Origin of the sequence: Psychrobacter aquimaris (assembly GCF_016107525.1) — a bacterium.
In the GTDB taxonomy this organism is placed as follows: domain Bacteria; phylum Pseudomonadota; class Gammaproteobacteria; order Pseudomonadales; family Moraxellaceae; genus Psychrobacter; species Psychrobacter aquimaris.
Genome location: NZ_JABASR010000010.1, coordinates 76,016 through 93,056, shown reverse-complemented (window position 1 = coordinate 93,056; position 17,041 = coordinate 76,016). Strand labels below are relative to the sequence as shown.

Below are 17,041 nucleotides of genomic sequence, written 5' to 3'. Positions count from 1 at the left end.
TAACGTTGTAATTTTTGCTATGAGTCAACTAATTAACAGTTTTTGCTATCAGTAATGCTTGGGCTTTCTATTCCATTGCCTTGATGCTAGCAGTCAAACCTCACTCGATGTAGGGTTAATTTGCAAGCAAATGATAGCGCTTTGTAAGTAGAACACTCTGTATTGTTCTAAAAGACTGACTGATCCCCTTTAAACCCCTTGAATATCCCACTATCTTCTCGATTCACTTTCTTTATAGTCAATGATTAGGTTGCATTTTCGTCAAACGAACCCATCTTTTATATAGCTTATCAATAAGACAGCAAAAAAGAAAAATAATAGAAAGCTACTGACGTTCTAGATATTACGGCAAGCCAATCTCTTATATATAGCGACGTTTACTCAATAATAATTCATTCACTACGATCAGATATCGGATACTTTTATGAAAACCCTTCCTGCAGATTTACGCCTTGTCGATTTTGACAACGTTTCGCCAAGTACATTACAAAGCCATGTCATCAGTGCAATCGATGCAGCCAATACATTTTTAGATGAGATGAGCGCAGATACTGACAGCCATAACAGCCCGACTAATATCAGTGCTGAGCAAGCACTGGCCGATGTGATGACTTTTGATCATATTAATCTGGCATTGGATCGCAGTTGGGGTATTTTATCGCACCTCAATAGCGTCATGAGCAATGACGACATTCGTCATGTCCATCATGAACTGCTACCTAAATTATCTGCTTATGGCACACGAGTGGGACAGCATCAGCCGTTATTTAATCGCTATCAAACCATCGTCAATGACACAGCATTTTTTGCTGCCCTTGAGCCTGCACGAGCGCGGGCTATTGAGCTTGCGCTACGCAGTTTTGAGCTGTCAGGCGTCGCATTACCAAAAGATGAACAAGAAAAGTTTGCGGCTATTCAAAGTCAGCTTTCCACCTTATCAGCGACCTTTTCAGACAACGTATTGGATGCCACCCAAGCCTATGCCTTACCGCTGCAGCAAGAGCAATTGGCAGGTCTAACCGAAAGTGGATTAGCGCTACTCGCAGATGCTGGCGAACAGTATAAAGCCCGCGAGCTTGCCAACGGTACGCTCACGCAAGTAGAAATCGATGCGTTACCAAGTCCTTATTACGTAGCAAGTTTAAATATCCCTGTTTATCTTGCCATCATGACCCATGCGGATGACCGCAAACTGCGCGAGACCCTATATCACGCTTATGTCACGCGTGCTTCTGAGTTTGATGCGCATACCAATGCCAAAGGTGAGTCGCTAAACAACGCCGATATCATGAGTCAAATCCTGCAATTACGTGAGCAAAAAGCCAAGCTATTAGGTTTTGACAATTATGCAGAAGTCTCTCTATCGACGAAAATGGCAGATAGTGTGGCAGAAGTAGAAACCTTTTTACGGGATTTGGCCACGCAAGCAACCCCAGCGGCCAAGCAAGACTTAGCTCAGTTGCAAAAGTATGCGCAGGATTATGGTATTGATGAGTTACAGGCGTGGGACAGTGCTTATATCGCCGAAAAAGTAAAACAAAGCGAGTTCAGCTTATCGCAAGAAGAAATCCGCCCGTACTTTCCCTTACCAAAAGTGATTAGCGGATTATTTGCCATCGTTGAGCGTCTGTACGGTATCAAAGTCCAAGAGCAAAGTGAATCCGTATCACGCTGGCACGACGATGTCAGCTTTTATCAGTTGTTTGATGCTGATGATAACTTGCTTGGTGGCTTTTACTTTGACTTATTTGCTCGTAGTGGTAAGCGTGGCGGCGCTTGGATGAGTGGTTTTCAATCACGTTATACTTACGATGAACAAAATCATCAGCAGCTACCGGTATGCTTTATGGTGGGTAACTTCACCCCTGCCCTCGATGGTAAACCAAGCTTGTTGACGCACGATGAAGTGTTGACTCTATTCCATGAATTTGGTCATGGCCTACATCATTTATTAACCCAAGTGACGGTCGGTGATGTCGCTGGTGTCAATGGCGTTGAGTGGGATGCGGTCGAGTTGCCCAGTCAATTTATGGAAAACTGGGCATGGGATGCCGAAGGTATTGCGCTGATTAGTAGTCATGTCGAAACGGGTGAGCCATTACCAAAAGACAAACTTGAAGCATTATTGGCGGTGAAGAACTTCCAAAGCGGCATGCAAACCCTACGTCAAATTGAGTTCGCACTGTTTGACTTATTGATTCATGCGCACACGCCAGCACTTAATTATGACGGTATCTTAGCCATGCTAAGTACCGTTCGAGACGACATTGCTATTATGCAGACACCTGACTACAACCGTTTTGCCAACGGCTTTAGTCATATCTTTGCCGGTGGCTATGCGGCAGGTTATTACTCGTATAAATGGGCAGAGTTGTTATCAGCAGATGCCTTTAGCAAGTTTGAAGAAGAGGGTATTTTTAATCCAGTCACTGGTAAAGCCTTCCGTGAGACTATCCTATCAGTCGGTGGTAGTTTCCCTGCCAAGACCAACTTTGAGAACTTCCGTGGGCGCAGTGCTAGCATTGATGCATTGCTACGTCATAGCGGCTTTGATAATGTTAAAAATGTCGATGCCGTCAGTTCTCAAACCAGCGCTCAAACTAATGCCCAAACGACGTGCGAGGTTATCTAAATGCGCTATCAATCATCAACTGCCAAGCGTCGGTTTTTAGCAGGGGTACGTTGCCCAAAATGTCAGGCGCTAGATGCAGTGGTACAAGTAAACATCGTCACACCAACACCCGATGAGTATATCGAATGTACTCAATGTGGACATACAGAACATCGTCCTGATCCTGATGCAATCAGTGCCAAAAACCATGCTGAAGACCAAATTGCTCGTGATGCTATGGCTACTGGTACCAGCGGTACAGTAAAATTCAAACATTAAATCTTAAGCGTCAAGTCTTAATAGCTACCGGCCTATCTAGCAATAGATAGGCTTTTTATTTTGAGTTTGCTATAGTATGGCTACTTATATTTCTAACATAAATCGACTATAGTATGAAAAGCCAAAAAATGCGACCTCTATCAACTAAATCATTAGAAAAAGAGCCTAGCAAATCACACCAGAAATGGTGGCCAATTATTGTTTTAGCGGCGTTATTGATTGGTTACTTAGTCTGGAAAAACAATTCGTATGATGCTAATACTGCGCCTATCGAAAGTACGCCAGCAACTACCGAACAAGATAGCGTTACTCAGTTAGATGCTACGCCCTTAGATAATAGTGACAATACTTCAGACAATAGTAGTTTAACGTTAAATACTGATGAGACAATCACAGTTAATCAGATGCCTGATGCCGAAACGATCTTAAATGCAGCTTTGCCAGAAACAGATAGTCTTGCTAAAGAAGAAATTGATCGCTTAGAAGACGAGCGTAAGCGCTTAGCCGAACAAGAAAAACTGGCTGCTGAACAACTGACGATGAATAAGCAATTGACTGATATGAAAGCAGAGCAAATCGCCCTACTTGAACAACAAATAGCACAATTAGAAGCGAAGGATGCTGTTACGACAACAGTAGAATAAATACATCGTTTTTATGGAGGGGCTGATGATGGCAAATATACAACTAACCCATGCCTCTATTTTAAATAGCAGTGCGCAGCTGCTTATTTTGCCTATCAATAATTCTGGCATCTTATTAGATCCCGTTCTCACCAGAGCTAAGACCTTATTTGCTGATAATTATCAACGTTATTATCGGGCATGCCGCGATGGCAGTCTGAGTGTTGGCAGCTGCTTACTCCATAAACGCGTGCTTGAGCAAGCCGGTTTAAGTATCAGCAGTAATGGCAATCAACCCAGTTATATCGCTAACCTTGTTATATCAAATCATCCTTACCACCCCACAAGATCACAGTGGTTAATTGCCGCGTTGAATGATTTATCTGAGCAGCTTATCCCGCTTATCCGTTATCAAGGTATCCGTAGAGTCTCCTTACTCGCACGCCCACTTGTTTATGATAATTCACGAGATGATGCAACCGATGTACCTAACTCAAAAAACCTAATGCCTTTAGATTGGTATGCTGATACGCTTCCATTACTAACCAAGTCTTTGCAAGACTTGCCGAAAATTCGTATCGATATTCATCTTCCTAAAGACATCAATATATAAACCAATCGCTTATTTCGACTTTTTTTAGTGCATAAAAAAACCGCCTTAAGCACTCATAACGAGAGACTTAAAGCGGTTTTTAGATTCTGACTAGATTAGATATCGATTAGTTTTGCTCGATACCTTTCATCGTCAATTTAATACGACCACGGTTGTCGACGTCTTGGACGAAGACTTTAACGATCTGACCTTCTTTTAGGTAGTCAGAAACATTCTCTACACGTTCTTCAGCGATTTGTGAGATATGTACCAGGCCATCAGTATTTGGCAAGACGTTAACGAATGCGCCAAAGTCAACGATACGAGCGACGGTGCCTTCATAAGTTTTGCCCACTTCAACTTCTGCAGTCAATGCTTCGATTCTACCAATAGCTGCTTTAGTTGCGGCTTTGTTTTCACCAAAGATACGAATCGTGCCGCCATCATCGATATCGATAACTGCGCCAGTCTCTTCCGTTAGCTGACGAATCATCGCGCCGCCTTTCCCGATTACGTCACGGATTTTGTCCGGATTGATTTCGATAACAGCATAGTTTGGTGCATGAGCGTTGATTTCAGTACGGCTTTCTGGCAATACTTTGTTCATCGCGTCCAAAATATGGATACGACCGGCATGGGCTTGCTTAAGCGCTTGCTCCATGATGTCAGGCGTAATACCTTCGATTTTAATATCCATTTGAAGCGCAGTAATACCGTCTTTAGAACCAGCGACTTTAAAGTCCATATCGCCAAGATGATCTTCATCGCCCAAGATATCTGACAAGACAGCGAAGCGCTCACCTTCTTTAACCAGACCCATGGCGATACCAGCAACTGGTGCTTTTAATGGAACACCAGCATCCATCAATGCCAAGCTTGCACCGCAAACAGACGCCATAGAAGATGAACCATTTGATTCAGTGATTTCTGATACTACACGGATGACATACGGGAAGCGTTCGCTATCTGGCAGCATCGCTTGTACACCGCGGCGTGCTAAACGGCCATGACCGATTTCACGACGTTTTGGAATACCTTCGCGGCCCGTCTCACCAACTGAGAAATGCGGGAAGTTGTAATGCAGCATGAAATGGTCACGAATCGTGCCACCTAGCGAGTCAATCATGTTGACGTCACGGCTATTACCAAGCGTGGTCGTAACCAACGCTTGCGTTTCACCACGTGTGAACAATGCTGAACCATGAGTGTATGGCAATACACCAACTTGTACGTCAAGCGCACGAACAGTTTCAAGATCACGACCATCAATACGCGGCTTACCTGACAAGATATTGTCACGAACGGTACGATATTTAAGATCGTTATAAATTTCTTTTAGCTCAGATACGGTGTCAGCATAAGTTTCTGACTCTGCATCACCAGCAAGCGCATCGATAATTGCTTGTTTAATCTCATCAAGCTTAGTGTAGCGTGCTTGCTTATCAGTAATCGTGTAAGCATCAGCCACTTGCTCACCAAACTGCTCTTTCATGCTGCTTGTAAGCGCTTGATCACGCTCAGGGGCAGTATACTGCTGCTTAGCAGTACCGATTTCTTCTGCCATTGAGGCAATGTTATCAATAACGATTTGCTGTTGCTGATGACCGTATAATACCGCGCCTAGCATTTGATCTTCTGAAAGCTCTGCCGCTTCAGACTCAACCATTAGTACCGCAGACTTAGTACCAGCCACAACCAAGTCAAGGTCGCTCTCTTTAAGCTGCTCAATCGTTGGGTTCAGTACGTATTCACCATTAATAAAGCCAACACGGGCAGCTGCGACTGGACCATTGAATGGCGCATCAGAAATCGCCAATGCCGCTGACGCACCAATTAGTGCAGCGATATCTGCAGACTGAGTCTTATCTGATGAAACAACCGTCGCAGTAATTTGGATTTCGTTGACATAACCTTCAGGGAATAGCGGACGAATCGGACGGTCAATCAAGCGTGAGGTTAGGGTTTCAAATTCGCTTGCACGACCTTCACGTTTGCCATAGGCACCTGGGATTTTGCCCGCTGCATACATTTTTTCTTGATAGTTGACCGTTAGCGGAAAGAAGTTTTGACCTTCTTTAGCCTCTGATTTTACAACTGCTGCGACAAGTACAGTCACGCCACCCATGTGTACTAAGATCGAGTTTGCTTGACGGGCAATACGGCCTGTCTCGATCACAACCTGTTGGTTGCCATACTGAAATTCACGCTTAATGGTGTTAAACATTGTCATATAATCTTCCTAATGTTGACTGACGAAAGTAATATTAGCGTTATAAAAAGCTGATATTTTTCATTAAAATTCTTTGTATATGACTACTAATTGACATTCTTTCTCTCAGAAATCATCTCAACTAGTGCCAATAACATTACCTGGTTATTCCATATGTCTGTCGGTGCTAGACATCGTACTATTGTGTGTATTTGGTCGTTCAATTTTGGCTTTACTATAAATACTATCAAAAAGACCTTAAGTCAAAAGACTTCGGTACTAAAAACCATACAGGCTATTTTTCTGCGCTTTTGAGAGTCGGATATTAGCGCAGCTAGCTATTCTATAAGCTAAGAAACAGGTATTTTATAAATAGTCACCATATATGCAATAGATATATTATCAAACTCACAAGGCATTATTTTACAGTGATTTATACCCATTGACCAATTAATTGCAGAACAGAGCAATTATCGATAAAAAACACTTAGCTCTAATAATACTGTTTTTACGAAAACTTCTATTACCTACTTTGAATTGGTCTTGATAACCAATGCTACCCAAAATCAATCTTGAAAATGAATAAGCATAAAAAAACGGCGTGAAACTATTCCACACCGTTTTTAGAAAAATCTATTTTATCGATAACAACAAGCAAATTCCAAGTGGTTTAGCAAAAGTTCTAAAATAGCACCATATAATGGCGTCTTTGGTTTTGACACCCACTCGTACTATTGTCGTTAGATTAACGACGTAGACCTAACTGGCTGATAAGGGTGGTGTAACGACCAAGATCTTTACCTTTTAGGTAATCAAGCAATTTACGACGCGTATTAACCATACGGATAAGACCGCGACGGCTATGATGGTCAGCTTTATGAGCTTTAAAATGGTTCTGCAAATCGTTGATACGAGCACTCAACAAAGCTACTTGAACTTCTGGAGAACCAGTGTCATTTTCGCCACGTTGGTATTGAGCAATGATTTGTTCGCGATCGGTATTAGTTAGCATAAATATCTCCGGCAATGCTAAAAGCTTTAAGACATTCTCGAATTTGAGTAAGATCTAAAGCAGTAGAATAGTAAATAAAATAGCCTGCACGTCATTCAGGACAACCCTGCATTACTAGAGTTGACCTAGTGTACGACAAGCTAATTAGTTATAACGACCATTTAGAGTAAGAGGCGATGAGAGAGCACTTAATATAACTACCCGTTTTGGACAGTCTATGAAACACAATATTTTATCTCAACCTAATTTAAATGTGATGGTGATTATAACAAAAAACTGCTGAACTAGCAGCAGTTTTTCATAATACTTGTAAAGTCAGATTTGCTTGTTAGAGTTAGAGCACTCCACAATAAGTAATAAGATTTGCTTATCGCTTTACGTCATCTTCCGTCGCGTTACCGCCTAGTTCATCCTCTTCAAGCGGTGCAGCTGTGGTAACTTCTGCTAAACTATCAGGAGTATCGTGCTCACTAGGGTTAATGTCTTCTGCAAGATTTTCAATCTTTTTTTCTTGCTCATCCATGTTATCCGATGACTTACTCATATTAGCTCCTGAATTATTATTTTTAACTAGCTGCTTTTATACTTTTTAATATTGAACTGCAAATATAAAATATATCAGTGTCACTCAACTATGAGTGACACTTTAAATACTCTACTTGTCTTCTTTAGCACTTTCTAGATTGTCCGCAATACGATCTGCTGCAGCTTCACTATCTTCGGTATGGTTATTCTCAGTTTGGCTTTCAAGAGCTGCAGTTGCTGATTCAGAACGTTGTTGCTCAAGCTTGGTATCGTTTGGATTAGAGTTTGACATAGTATTTTCCTCAGTTACGGTTGTGAATGGTTAAAAAATATGAATACTTAATTATTAATTAAATGAATAGATAAATTAAGATAATGCCTTATCAATAGCATCAACGAAATTGCTGATATCATCTGGATTACGTGAGGTAATCAAATTACCATCTACCTGTACTGTTTGATCTACAAATTTTGCACCAGCGTTTTCTAAATCTGTCTGCAGCGTATGATAGGCAGTAAGCGTTTTACCTTTAGCGATGTCTGTGTTGATAAGCGCCCAAGGTGCATGGCAGATAACAGCTAGTGGCTTGCCTGCATCATTGATGGCATTGATAATACTATGTGCTTCTTTATTACCACGAATTGTATCCGCATTGACAGTACCACCTGGTAATACCAGTGCATCGTAATCAGAAACGATTGCGTCTTTTGCAAAGATATCAGCAGTAAAGGTATCGCCTTTGTTGACATCCTGTTCCATCGCCTGAACGTTTTTGTCTTTATGAGTAGTGATGAGAACAGTTTTATAACCCTTATCTTTCAATTGGTTATTGACGTCTTCGTACTCTGCTTGTTCAAAATAATTATGCAGTAAAAAAGCAATGGTTTTCATGATATTCCTTTTTTCGTTATGAGTGATTTTCTTTCAGTTGTTTTATTATTTATACTTTTTATGCTTTATTTTTATGAGTCGTTCTTATTATCGGCCGTATAGTCTTCCTCTGACCCATTTTGTTTCTATTAAGATACTTCCTTTCGAACCCAATCTTTATTTTTGATATATGACTTTTTATCTTCTTATTTTTTTTATGTTCTTATTCTTAGCGTCTTAGTTCGATTTATTTTTCTATCCAGACTTCCTATCTGGTAGATCTAAAGTACAAAAAAAACAGGTTTCACCATAGGTGAAACCTGCAATAAAATGTGAGGATATGTGATTAGTGTAAACTATTAGTAAGCTAAATCGTGTTTAAACGAGGGTTATATAAGAACCGTAACACTAACGCTGAATTAATTTTTTAGGCTGTAATCGACCATTGAGACTCACAGCACCCAAACCAAGGAATTGACCTTGCTGGTTTATCAAACGAATATCAACTGGGATCTCATGGATCAATGGTTGTTTGTCATCCTCACTACTAACAATATTACTATCTAGTTGGGTATCATTGTTTTCTGACACAGAAGACTGATGACTGATGCTAGTTGAAATATAGTCACGCAGACTATCTGTCAACTGCTCAAATACATTTAAACGTTGACCCATATGTATACGCTCACACTGCTCAACCGTCAACGTCATCTCAGCTTCAATATTGATGCAAGTATCTACTGGCATCAATTGCTCTTGTCTGTTATCGAACGCTAATGCTTCTAAGTCTGGCAAAGTAATCGCATCATTAATTTTAAAATCACCAACCTGCGTACGGCGTAATGCGGTCAAATGCCCTAATGTACCCATCGCTTTGGCGATGTCTTCACCAAGTACACGCACATAAGTACCTTTAGTACAGGTCACTGTCAATTGGATTTTCTCATGATCAAGCGCTTTTAAATCAATGGCCTTGATTACAATATCTCTAGGCGCTCGCTCTACTTCAATACCAGCACGGGCATATTCATAGAGTTTTTTGCCATCTTTTTTTAGCGCAGAATACATCGGCGGTATTTGCTGCTGAACACCTGAGAATTGCTGAGCAACTTGCTCTAACAGCATATCATCAAATTTTGGAATGGGTGATTGTGCAACGATTTGACCGTCTGCGTCACCGGTGTCAGTCTGACTACCAAGCAAAATGGTTGCTTGATAAGATTTATCTGCATCTAGCTGATAATGGCTAAATTTCGTCGCCTCACCCATACAAATTGGCAATAAACCGGTTGCCATTGGATCAAGTGTCCCTGTGTGCCCCGCTTTTTTACTGTCATGCTTTGGTGACTTAAAAAGATACTTCACCTTTGATACGACTTGCTGTGAAGTCATGCCTTTGGGTTTATCCACTAAGATAACGCCAGAAACTTTTATTTTATCAGTTTGCTTTGATGCTGTAGACATAGTGATAGCTTACTCGTCATTTTCATTTTGTTCAGTCTTGGTGACGGCTTGATTAATCAGATCCATCATATAGTTACCACGAGCAGTCACTTCATCATAATGAAAACGCAGGCGCGGTGTGGTACGCGTTTTGAGGCTATGGCTCAATTCAGTACGCAAAAATCCCGCGGCTTTATTAAGTACTTTAATGCTTTCTTCATGATTGGTCTTGGTCATGGAATCATTAAGCTCAGGCTCCATGATAGTGACATAGACGTCAGCATATCCTAGGTCAGGACTAACCTTGACACTAGAAATAGTGACAAAACCAGTCAAACGAGGATCGTTGACTGCATCACGAATGAGGACAGCAAGCTCACGCTGAATTTGGTCGGCTAAGCGTTGTAGACGTTGGTTCATGTTGTTACCTTACTTTAATATGGCTTATTTTTATTGATTAATACATTGGCTGATTAACAAATTTTAGGACTGATATTTGGTAAAAAAGGCCTAGCAGGATGTACCTGTTAGGCCTAAGTACAGCTAGATATTAAGAAGATACTAATCTGCTCAGCTGATTAAGCATATTGCATGATTAGATATCCTGCTATCGAACTGTAACGTTAGATAGTACGTGCAAACTCTTGGATTTCAAAGACTTCAATCTTGTCGCCAGCTTCGACATCATAGCCTCGTACCGCTAGGCCACATTCCATACCAGTACGTACTTCATTAACGTCTTCTTTATAACGACGCAATGATTGCAATTGACCAGTAAAGATAACTTGGTCATCACGTAATACGCGGATAGGTTTATTGCGATAGATTGTACCTTCAACCACCATACAACCAGCAGCAGCACCGAACTTACTAGAACGGAACACTTCACGAACGTCTGCAACACCAAGGATTTTCTCACGATGTTCTGGTGCAAGCATGCCACTCATTGCTGACTTCACATCATCAATCAAACCATAGATAACGCTGTAATAACGGATATCCATGTTGGCGGCGTCTGCTTTGCGACGTGCGGTCGCATCAGCACGAACGTTGAAACCTAACAATACCGCTTCGCTAGACTCTGCAAGTGTCACATCAGACTCAGAGATAGGACCGACGCCTGAGCTGATTACTCTAACTTTAACTTCATCAGTTGATAGCTCATTCAATGCAGAAAGTAGTGCTTCAAGCGAACCACGAACATCGGTTTTCAATACGATATTCAAGAATGACACATCGCCTTGTTCCATCTGATCAAACATGCTTTCTAAACGCATGGCATTTTGACGTTCAAGTTGACGCTCACGCTCACGGTTGCTTCTAAACTCTGCAACTTCGCGAGCTTTTTTCTCGTCGGTTAAGACTAAGAACTCACTACCAGCTGCTGGGGTTTCAGGCAAGCCTAAAATTTCTACAGGGATAGAAGGACCTGCTGATTGAATACGCTGACCATGTTCATCGGTCATCGCACGAACTTTACCGTAATGCTCGCCTGCCAAGACCAAGTCGCCTTGCTTCAATGTGCCTTTTTTAACCAAGACACTAACAACTGGACCGCGTCCTTTTTCAAGTCTTGACTCAATAACCACACCTTGAGCAGCACCATCTAACGGCGCTTCTAGCTCCATTAGTTCAGCTTGTAGGCTAATAAGTTCTAGTAAGTTGTCGATACCTTCGCCTGTTTTGGCTGAGATGCGAGCCATCGGGGTATCGCCGCCCCACTCTTCTGAAACGACTTCTTTAGCAGTCAATTCATTAAGGACGCGATCTGGATCAGCGCTTGGCTTATCCATTTTGTTGATTGCAACGATAATTGGCGTACCAGCAGCACGGGCATGATCGATGGCTTCTGCTGTTTGTGGCATCATACCATCATCAGCGGCAACAACTAGCACAACGATATCTGTCGCCTGTGCACCGCGTGAACGCATGGCACTAAAGGCCGCGTGACCTGGAGTATCAAGGAAGGTAATCACACCACGATCGGTTTTAACATGATAAGCACCGATATGCTGGGTAATACCGCCTGCTTCACCAGTGGCTACTTTCGTTTCACGGATCTTATCAAGTAGCGATGTCTTACCATGGTCAACGTGACCCATGATTGTGACGACTGGCGGACGAGTTTGCACGTTACTGCTACGCTCATCAACTGCATATTGCAGATCGTCTTCAACTTTAGTATCACTGACTGGTACTGGATTGTGACCCATCTCTTCAACAAGTAAACTTGCTGTCGCTTGATCAATTGTATCTGACTCACGAGCCATCTCGCCCATTTTCATAAGCAATTTGGTGACTTCACGAGCTTTAACTGCCATACGTTGAGCAAGATCTGCGACTGTGATTTGTTCGCTAATCTCAACATCGTAAACAATTTTTTCAACAGGTTTTTCAAATTTATGCTGTGAGGCTTGCGTTGAACGCAAACCATTTTTACGGTTTTTGATCTCACGCTCGTCTTGATTTTTACGACGGCCACGACCACGGGCACTAGTACTACTGGTGCCACGCTTGATTTCACGACGTTCTTTTTCAAACGATTCTTCTAAAGCATCGCCGACCAAACCTTCTGCTAATGGTTCGTCTTTACGAACTTCAGAAGCAGGCTGATCCGTATATTTTCCAGCCATTTTACGCATTTGCTCAAGCGTACGTTTTTGTGCTTCTTCAGCTTGGGTGCGGCGTGTTTCTGTTTCGATTTCGCGTAAACGAGCTTCTTCTTTCTCACGCACTTCGCGAGCTTTACGCTCAGCTGCCGTTTCAACTTTTGGTTTCGTTGCAGCTACTTTTTTCTTCGGTTGGTCTTTTGGCTTAACTTCTACCGCCGCTTTACCACCCTTTTTCACAACCACTGAAGTTGAGATATCATCGTTCTTATCATCTGACTTTTTGCTAGAACCTAAGCTTGCACGCATCGCAGCCAAGGTCGCTGCTTGACGTTCTTCAGATTTTTTCTTAGTAGCAGCACGCTCTTCAGCATCTTTAGCAGCACGTTCTTGCGACTCAATCATCGCTTGCTCACGTGCAGCCAACTCTTCAGCCATTTTTTCTGGATCAGGCTTTTCGAATACTTTCTTTTTACGCACTTCCACATTGACGCTCTTAGATTTACCTGAAGAGCCGGTCACGCGCGCGGTGCTAGTCGTCTTAGATTTGAGACTAATACGACGCTTTTCTTGCTGACCATGACTTTGCTTTAAATACGTCACCAACTTCTCTTGCTCAAGCTCGGAGACTAGGTCATCCTCTGCACGAGCAGGCAGTCCAGCATCTACCAATTGCTGTTGTACAGCACTTGCGGTTTTGCCTACCATATCTGCCAGTTCTTTGACGGTCTTATCTGCCATTTATTATCACCTACTGTCTATTATTTGCTATATGTTCAATTCAGTTGTTGGCTACAAATGATTGGGTTAAGGCTGATATTTGTATTGCTTTCATACCAGCGCTTTATTATCGATAGCATATCACCAAAAGACAGCGATATGCAGTTACCGCTTATTCATTGAACCAAGATTCCCGAGCTTTCATGATGAGTTTTCCTGCGGTTTCAGAGTCTAAACCTTCGATATCTTCGAGATCGAAGACTGCTTGTTCTGCCAAGTCATCAACGGTAATAATGTCTTTTTGTGCCATTTTATAGGCCCAGTTGACTGTCATACCTTCAAGCTCTTGTAACTCTTGACTTGGCTCTTTCATGTTCTGTTGTTTGACCAGTTCATCAGCGATGACGACTTCTTTTGCACGCTCTTGAATCATCTCAATCGCTTCGTCGTCTAGACCTTCGATATCATAAAAGGTTTCAACGGGTACATAAGCCACTTCTTCAATACTGGTAAAGCCAATATCGACAAGTGCTTGGGCTAAGTCTTTATCCACTTCTAAGCGTTCATAGAATAATTCGATAAAGGCTTTCGATTCGTTTTGCTGACGCTGCTGATACTCTTCTTCTAGCATCATATTAAGCTTATAGCCCGTTAGCTCAGATGCTAAACGTACGTTTTGACCTTGTGAACCGATCGCACGCGCCAACTGATCATTGGTGCTAAAGATTATATCAGCAGTTTGCGTATCTTCATCTAAGATGATGCTGCTAACATCGGCTGGCTCTAAAGCACTGATAATAAATTGTGCTGGATCATCTGACCACACGACCACATCAATACGTTCGCCATCAAGCTCCTGCTGTACGGCTTGGATACGCGTACCACGCATACCAATACAAGCGCCAACTGGATCGATACGATGATCATTGGTCTTCACTGCTATTTTAGCACGAGTACCTGGCAAGCGCGCGACGTTGCGGATTTCAATAATTTGTTCAGCAATCTCAGGCACTTCTTTTTGCATCAATGCTGAAAGCATTTCAGGATGAGTACGAGAGAGCAACAACTGCGCACCACGGTTTTCACGGTTTACATGATACAAAATGGCATTGATGCGTGATTTTGCACGTAGTTGCTCACGTGGCAGCATTTGATCACGTGACAAATAACCTTCAGCATTGTCGCCTAGGTCAATGATATAACCATCACGCGTCTGCTTCTTAACTTCGCCATACATCATTTCACCAATACGTGGCTCGAAAGCGTCTGCAACAAGTGCGCGCTCAGCTTCACGGATTTTTTGAATGATGACCTGTTTAGCTTGTGTCGCAGCAATACGACCAAACTCAATTGATTCAATCTGTTCTTCTTTGACATCACCGATTGACCATTCTTCTGGATCAAGATCGCTGATGGCTAGCTGACAAGCAGGCATTTCATGGTCTTCATCTGCAACCACTGTCCAGTAACGATAAGTATCATAATCGCCCGTTGTACGGTCGATAGCAACCCGTACCGCCACTTCTGGCTGTTCGGTATATACTTTTTTCTTGGTCGATACCACCAAAGCGTCTTCTATCGCTTCAAAGATATCTTCAGGATTTAAGCCCTTTTCATTACTGACAGTTTCTACTACCGTTAAGATTTCACGACTCATGCTATACCTGTCCTATCATTTTTTAATTGACTTAAATTTTATAATTTGTGTATTGCTATTATATTTTCACCGTAAGCTATATAAGCTATTTGGATATTAAAATGCTGGTGGATGATTTGTTACTTCAAGTAGTCAAATCAAACTAAGCTGTATCGAAGCTTACGCATCTTCATAAATCAAATTGGCTTTATCAATATTACTTAATGCAATCTCAAACTGCTCGCCATCACTGGATGTCAGATTTAAGACATTTGCATCAATACTATCTAAAGTGCCTGTCGCTTTACGGCGTTTTTTATCACCTTCGCCAATGGCTTGTATCAAACGCAAGCTGACGGTTTGACCAACATAGGCATGCATCTGCTCATCTGAGAAGAATGCGCGGTCGAAACCTGGTGAAGAGACTTCTAAGATAAACTCACCAGCAATCGGGTCATGTACTTCAAGGATACCACTCACTTGGTGGTTCACCGCAGCACAGTTTTCAATCGTTACTTGTTTATTTTGGGCTTGCTCTTCTGGCAATGCCTCAATATAAATACGTAACAAAGAGCGATTACCTTGTGGTGCAAATTCGATACCCCATAGTGCCACATCGCAAGCAGCGACGGCAGGGGCAATAATATTAGTCAGTTCTGTAACTTTGGTTGAAAGCTTCATAATCTATTTATCTTTTCCTATTCACATATCTATCGTACTTAGTAAACCGCTTGCTTGTCGCTCACTCATGGTATGCATTTATTGGTAAGAGACACGGTCATTATATTATCTTAAATCACAAACATATTATTTTATATGATATGCGTTTATATAGGGATGAGCATAAAAAACATCAAGCTCAGCCAAACAATGCTTTTATTGTTCATAAAGCAGTACTATCGATAAAAGAGTGAGGAATAAAAGATAGTGTGCTTAAGAATCAGCGCGCCGGTAGCGGCAGGTGACAACCAGTAACGAATAATATCGCACTCTATAGAACTAGAGCTTAGCATAAGTAGGATAGATACCGCGATAACACTGACCATCAGATACAAAAAAACCCACAAGCATAATGGTGGGCTAATTGTTACTGACAAATTTAGTGTACAAAACATCAGTATAAAAAGTGGTAGCGGGGGCTGGATTTGAACCAACGACCTTCGGGTTATGAGCCCGACGAGCTACCAGACTGCTCCACCCCGCATCAATCTAGAACGCACATTATAGGGAGGTTTTATAGAAGTGTCAACGTTTATTTTAAAATAAATCTAAATAAACCAATTGACCACTAAAAAACAGAACCTTACGCTGTGCTAGCGTAATAAAACTTGGTGCGATTGGGGGGACTTGAACCCCCACAGCTTGCGCCACCACCCCCTCAAGATGGCGTGTCTACCATTCCACCACAATCGCATTGTACTACTCTGTTCCTTTACATCCAATCTATGATAAATGATGCTTAAGGTAGGCATCTATAGAGTAGGAGTTGCGAAAACAGAAACGCATTGTAAATCTAACGTGCCAAAATAGCAAGCACTGCCTATTTAAAAGACATTTACTCAGGATTCTGTGTCAATGGACGCGGCGTTTGCGGTGCCGAAACTGGCGCATCTAAACGAAACTGATCTTCAGCCTGCTTACGAGCATGAACAGCAAGCGTCATACTGGTGATGAAAAATATGACTGTTAATACCGCAGTCGCACGCGTCAAAAAGTTGGCAGTCCCTGCGGCACCAAATACCGTACCTGACGAGCCAGCACCAAAAGAAGCTCCAGCATCTGCCCCTTTACCATGCTGTATCAAGATCAAGCCGATCATGGCAATCGCCACGATAATGTGCAGGGCTAATATAAACGTAAACATGGTGGCCTCTTTTGCCGCGTAATGACGACTGATAACGGAAAATAAAT

Annotated in this window: 15 protein-coding genes and 2 tRNA genes; 4 read left to right on the top strand and 13 right to left on the bottom strand. The window is 42.0% G+C overall.

Annotated elements, in window-relative coordinates:
• Positions 1-424: 424 nt before the first annotated feature.
• From JFC10_RS10260 to JFC10_RS10245, 4 genes are all read left to right on the top strand, one after another.
• Positions 425-2,632 (top strand): M3 family metallopeptidase, encoded by a 2,208-nt coding sequence (locus JFC10_RS10260; RefSeq protein WP_198332741.1) that lies wholly within the window; start codon positions 425-427, stop codon positions 2,630-2,632.
• Positions 2,633-2,890 (top strand): YheV family putative metal-binding protein, encoded by a 258-nt coding sequence (locus JFC10_RS10255; protein ID WP_198332740.1) that lies wholly within the window; start codon positions 2,633-2,635, stop codon positions 2,888-2,890.
• 113 nt (positions 2,891-3,003) lie between these two features.
• Positions 3,004-3,534, top strand: a complete 531-nt coding sequence (locus JFC10_RS10250) for a hypothetical protein (protein WP_198332739.1) — start codon at positions 3,004-3,006, stop codon at positions 3,532-3,534.
• 25 nt (positions 3,535-3,559) lie between these two features.
• Positions 3,560-4,126, top strand: coding sequence for a hypothetical protein (locus JFC10_RS10245; protein ID WP_227685767.1), 567 nt, complete (start codon positions 3,560-3,562; stop codon positions 4,124-4,126).
• Between the two features lie 106 nt (positions 4,127-4,232).
• On the opposite strand, the gene pnp is transcribed toward JFC10_RS10245, so the two are convergent.
• The 13 genes from pnp to secG all read right to left on the bottom strand — a co-directional run bounded on the left by pnp (position 4,233) and on the right by secG (position 16,994).
• A complete protein-coding gene (pnp, locus tag JFC10_RS10240) occupies positions 4,233-6,335 on the bottom strand; it encodes a polyribonucleotide nucleotidyltransferase (RefSeq protein WP_198332738.1) in 2,103 nt (700 codons plus the stop codon).
• A gap of 724 nt (positions 6,336-7,059) precedes the next feature.
• Complete coding sequence (gene rpsO / locus JFC10_RS10235; protein ID WP_045443035.1) at positions 7,060-7,326, bottom strand: 30S ribosomal protein S15; 267 nt, start codon at positions 7,324-7,326, stop codon at positions 7,060-7,062.
• A 367-nt stretch (positions 7,327-7,693) separates the two neighbouring features.
• Entirely contained in the window at positions 7,694-7,870 is a 177-nt protein-coding gene (locus tag JFC10_RS10230) for a hypothetical protein (protein WP_198332737.1), read from the bottom strand.
• A 111-nt stretch (positions 7,871-7,981) separates the two neighbouring features.
• Entirely contained in the window at positions 7,982-8,143 is a 162-nt protein-coding gene (locus tag JFC10_RS10225) for a hypothetical protein (protein ID WP_198332736.1), read from the bottom strand.
• Between the two features lie 75 nt (positions 8,144-8,218).
• Positions 8,219-8,743, bottom strand: a complete 525-nt coding sequence (locus tag JFC10_RS10220) for a type 1 glutamine amidotransferase domain-containing protein (RefSeq protein ID WP_198332735.1) — start codon at positions 8,741-8,743, stop codon at positions 8,219-8,221.
• A gap of 387 nt (positions 8,744-9,130) precedes the next feature.
• Positions 9,131-10,186 (bottom strand): tRNA pseudouridine(55) synthase TruB, encoded by a 1,056-nt coding sequence (gene truB / locus JFC10_RS10215; RefSeq protein WP_198332734.1) that lies wholly within the window; start codon positions 10,184-10,186, stop codon positions 9,131-9,133.
• A gap of 9 nt (positions 10,187-10,195) precedes the next feature.
• Positions 10,196-10,585 carry a ribosome-binding factor A gene (locus JFC10_RS10210; RefSeq protein ID WP_193012610.1) on the bottom strand — a complete coding sequence of 130 codons (390 nt, stop codon included), beginning with the start codon at positions 10,583-10,585 and terminating at the stop codon, positions 10,196-10,198.
• Between the two features lie 203 nt (positions 10,586-10,788).
• Complete coding sequence (infB, locus tag JFC10_RS10205) at positions 10,789-13,515, bottom strand: translation initiation factor IF-2 (RefSeq protein WP_193012609.1); 2,727 nt, start codon at positions 13,513-13,515, stop codon at positions 10,789-10,791.
• Positions 13,516-13,666: 151 nt separating this feature from the next.
• Positions 13,667-15,151, bottom strand: coding sequence for a transcription termination factor NusA (nusA, locus tag JFC10_RS10200; protein WP_193012608.1), 1,485 nt, complete (start codon positions 15,149-15,151; stop codon positions 13,667-13,669).
• A gap of 159 nt (positions 15,152-15,310) precedes the next feature.
• Complete coding sequence (gene rimP, locus JFC10_RS10195; protein ID WP_193012607.1) at positions 15,311-15,811, bottom strand: ribosome maturation factor RimP; 501 nt, start codon at positions 15,809-15,811, stop codon at positions 15,311-15,313.
• A gap of 446 nt (positions 15,812-16,257) precedes the next feature.
• Positions 16,258-16,334, bottom strand: a tRNA-Met gene (locus JFC10_RS10190).
• A gap of 125 nt (positions 16,335-16,459) precedes the next feature.
• Positions 16,460-16,543 (bottom strand) — tRNA-Leu (locus tag JFC10_RS10185).
• Between the two features lie 142 nt (positions 16,544-16,685).
• Complete coding sequence (secG, locus tag JFC10_RS10180) at positions 16,686-16,994, bottom strand: preprotein translocase subunit SecG (RefSeq protein WP_021814138.1); 309 nt, start codon at positions 16,992-16,994, stop codon at positions 16,686-16,688.
• Between the last annotated feature and the right edge of the window lie 47 nt (positions 16,995-17,041).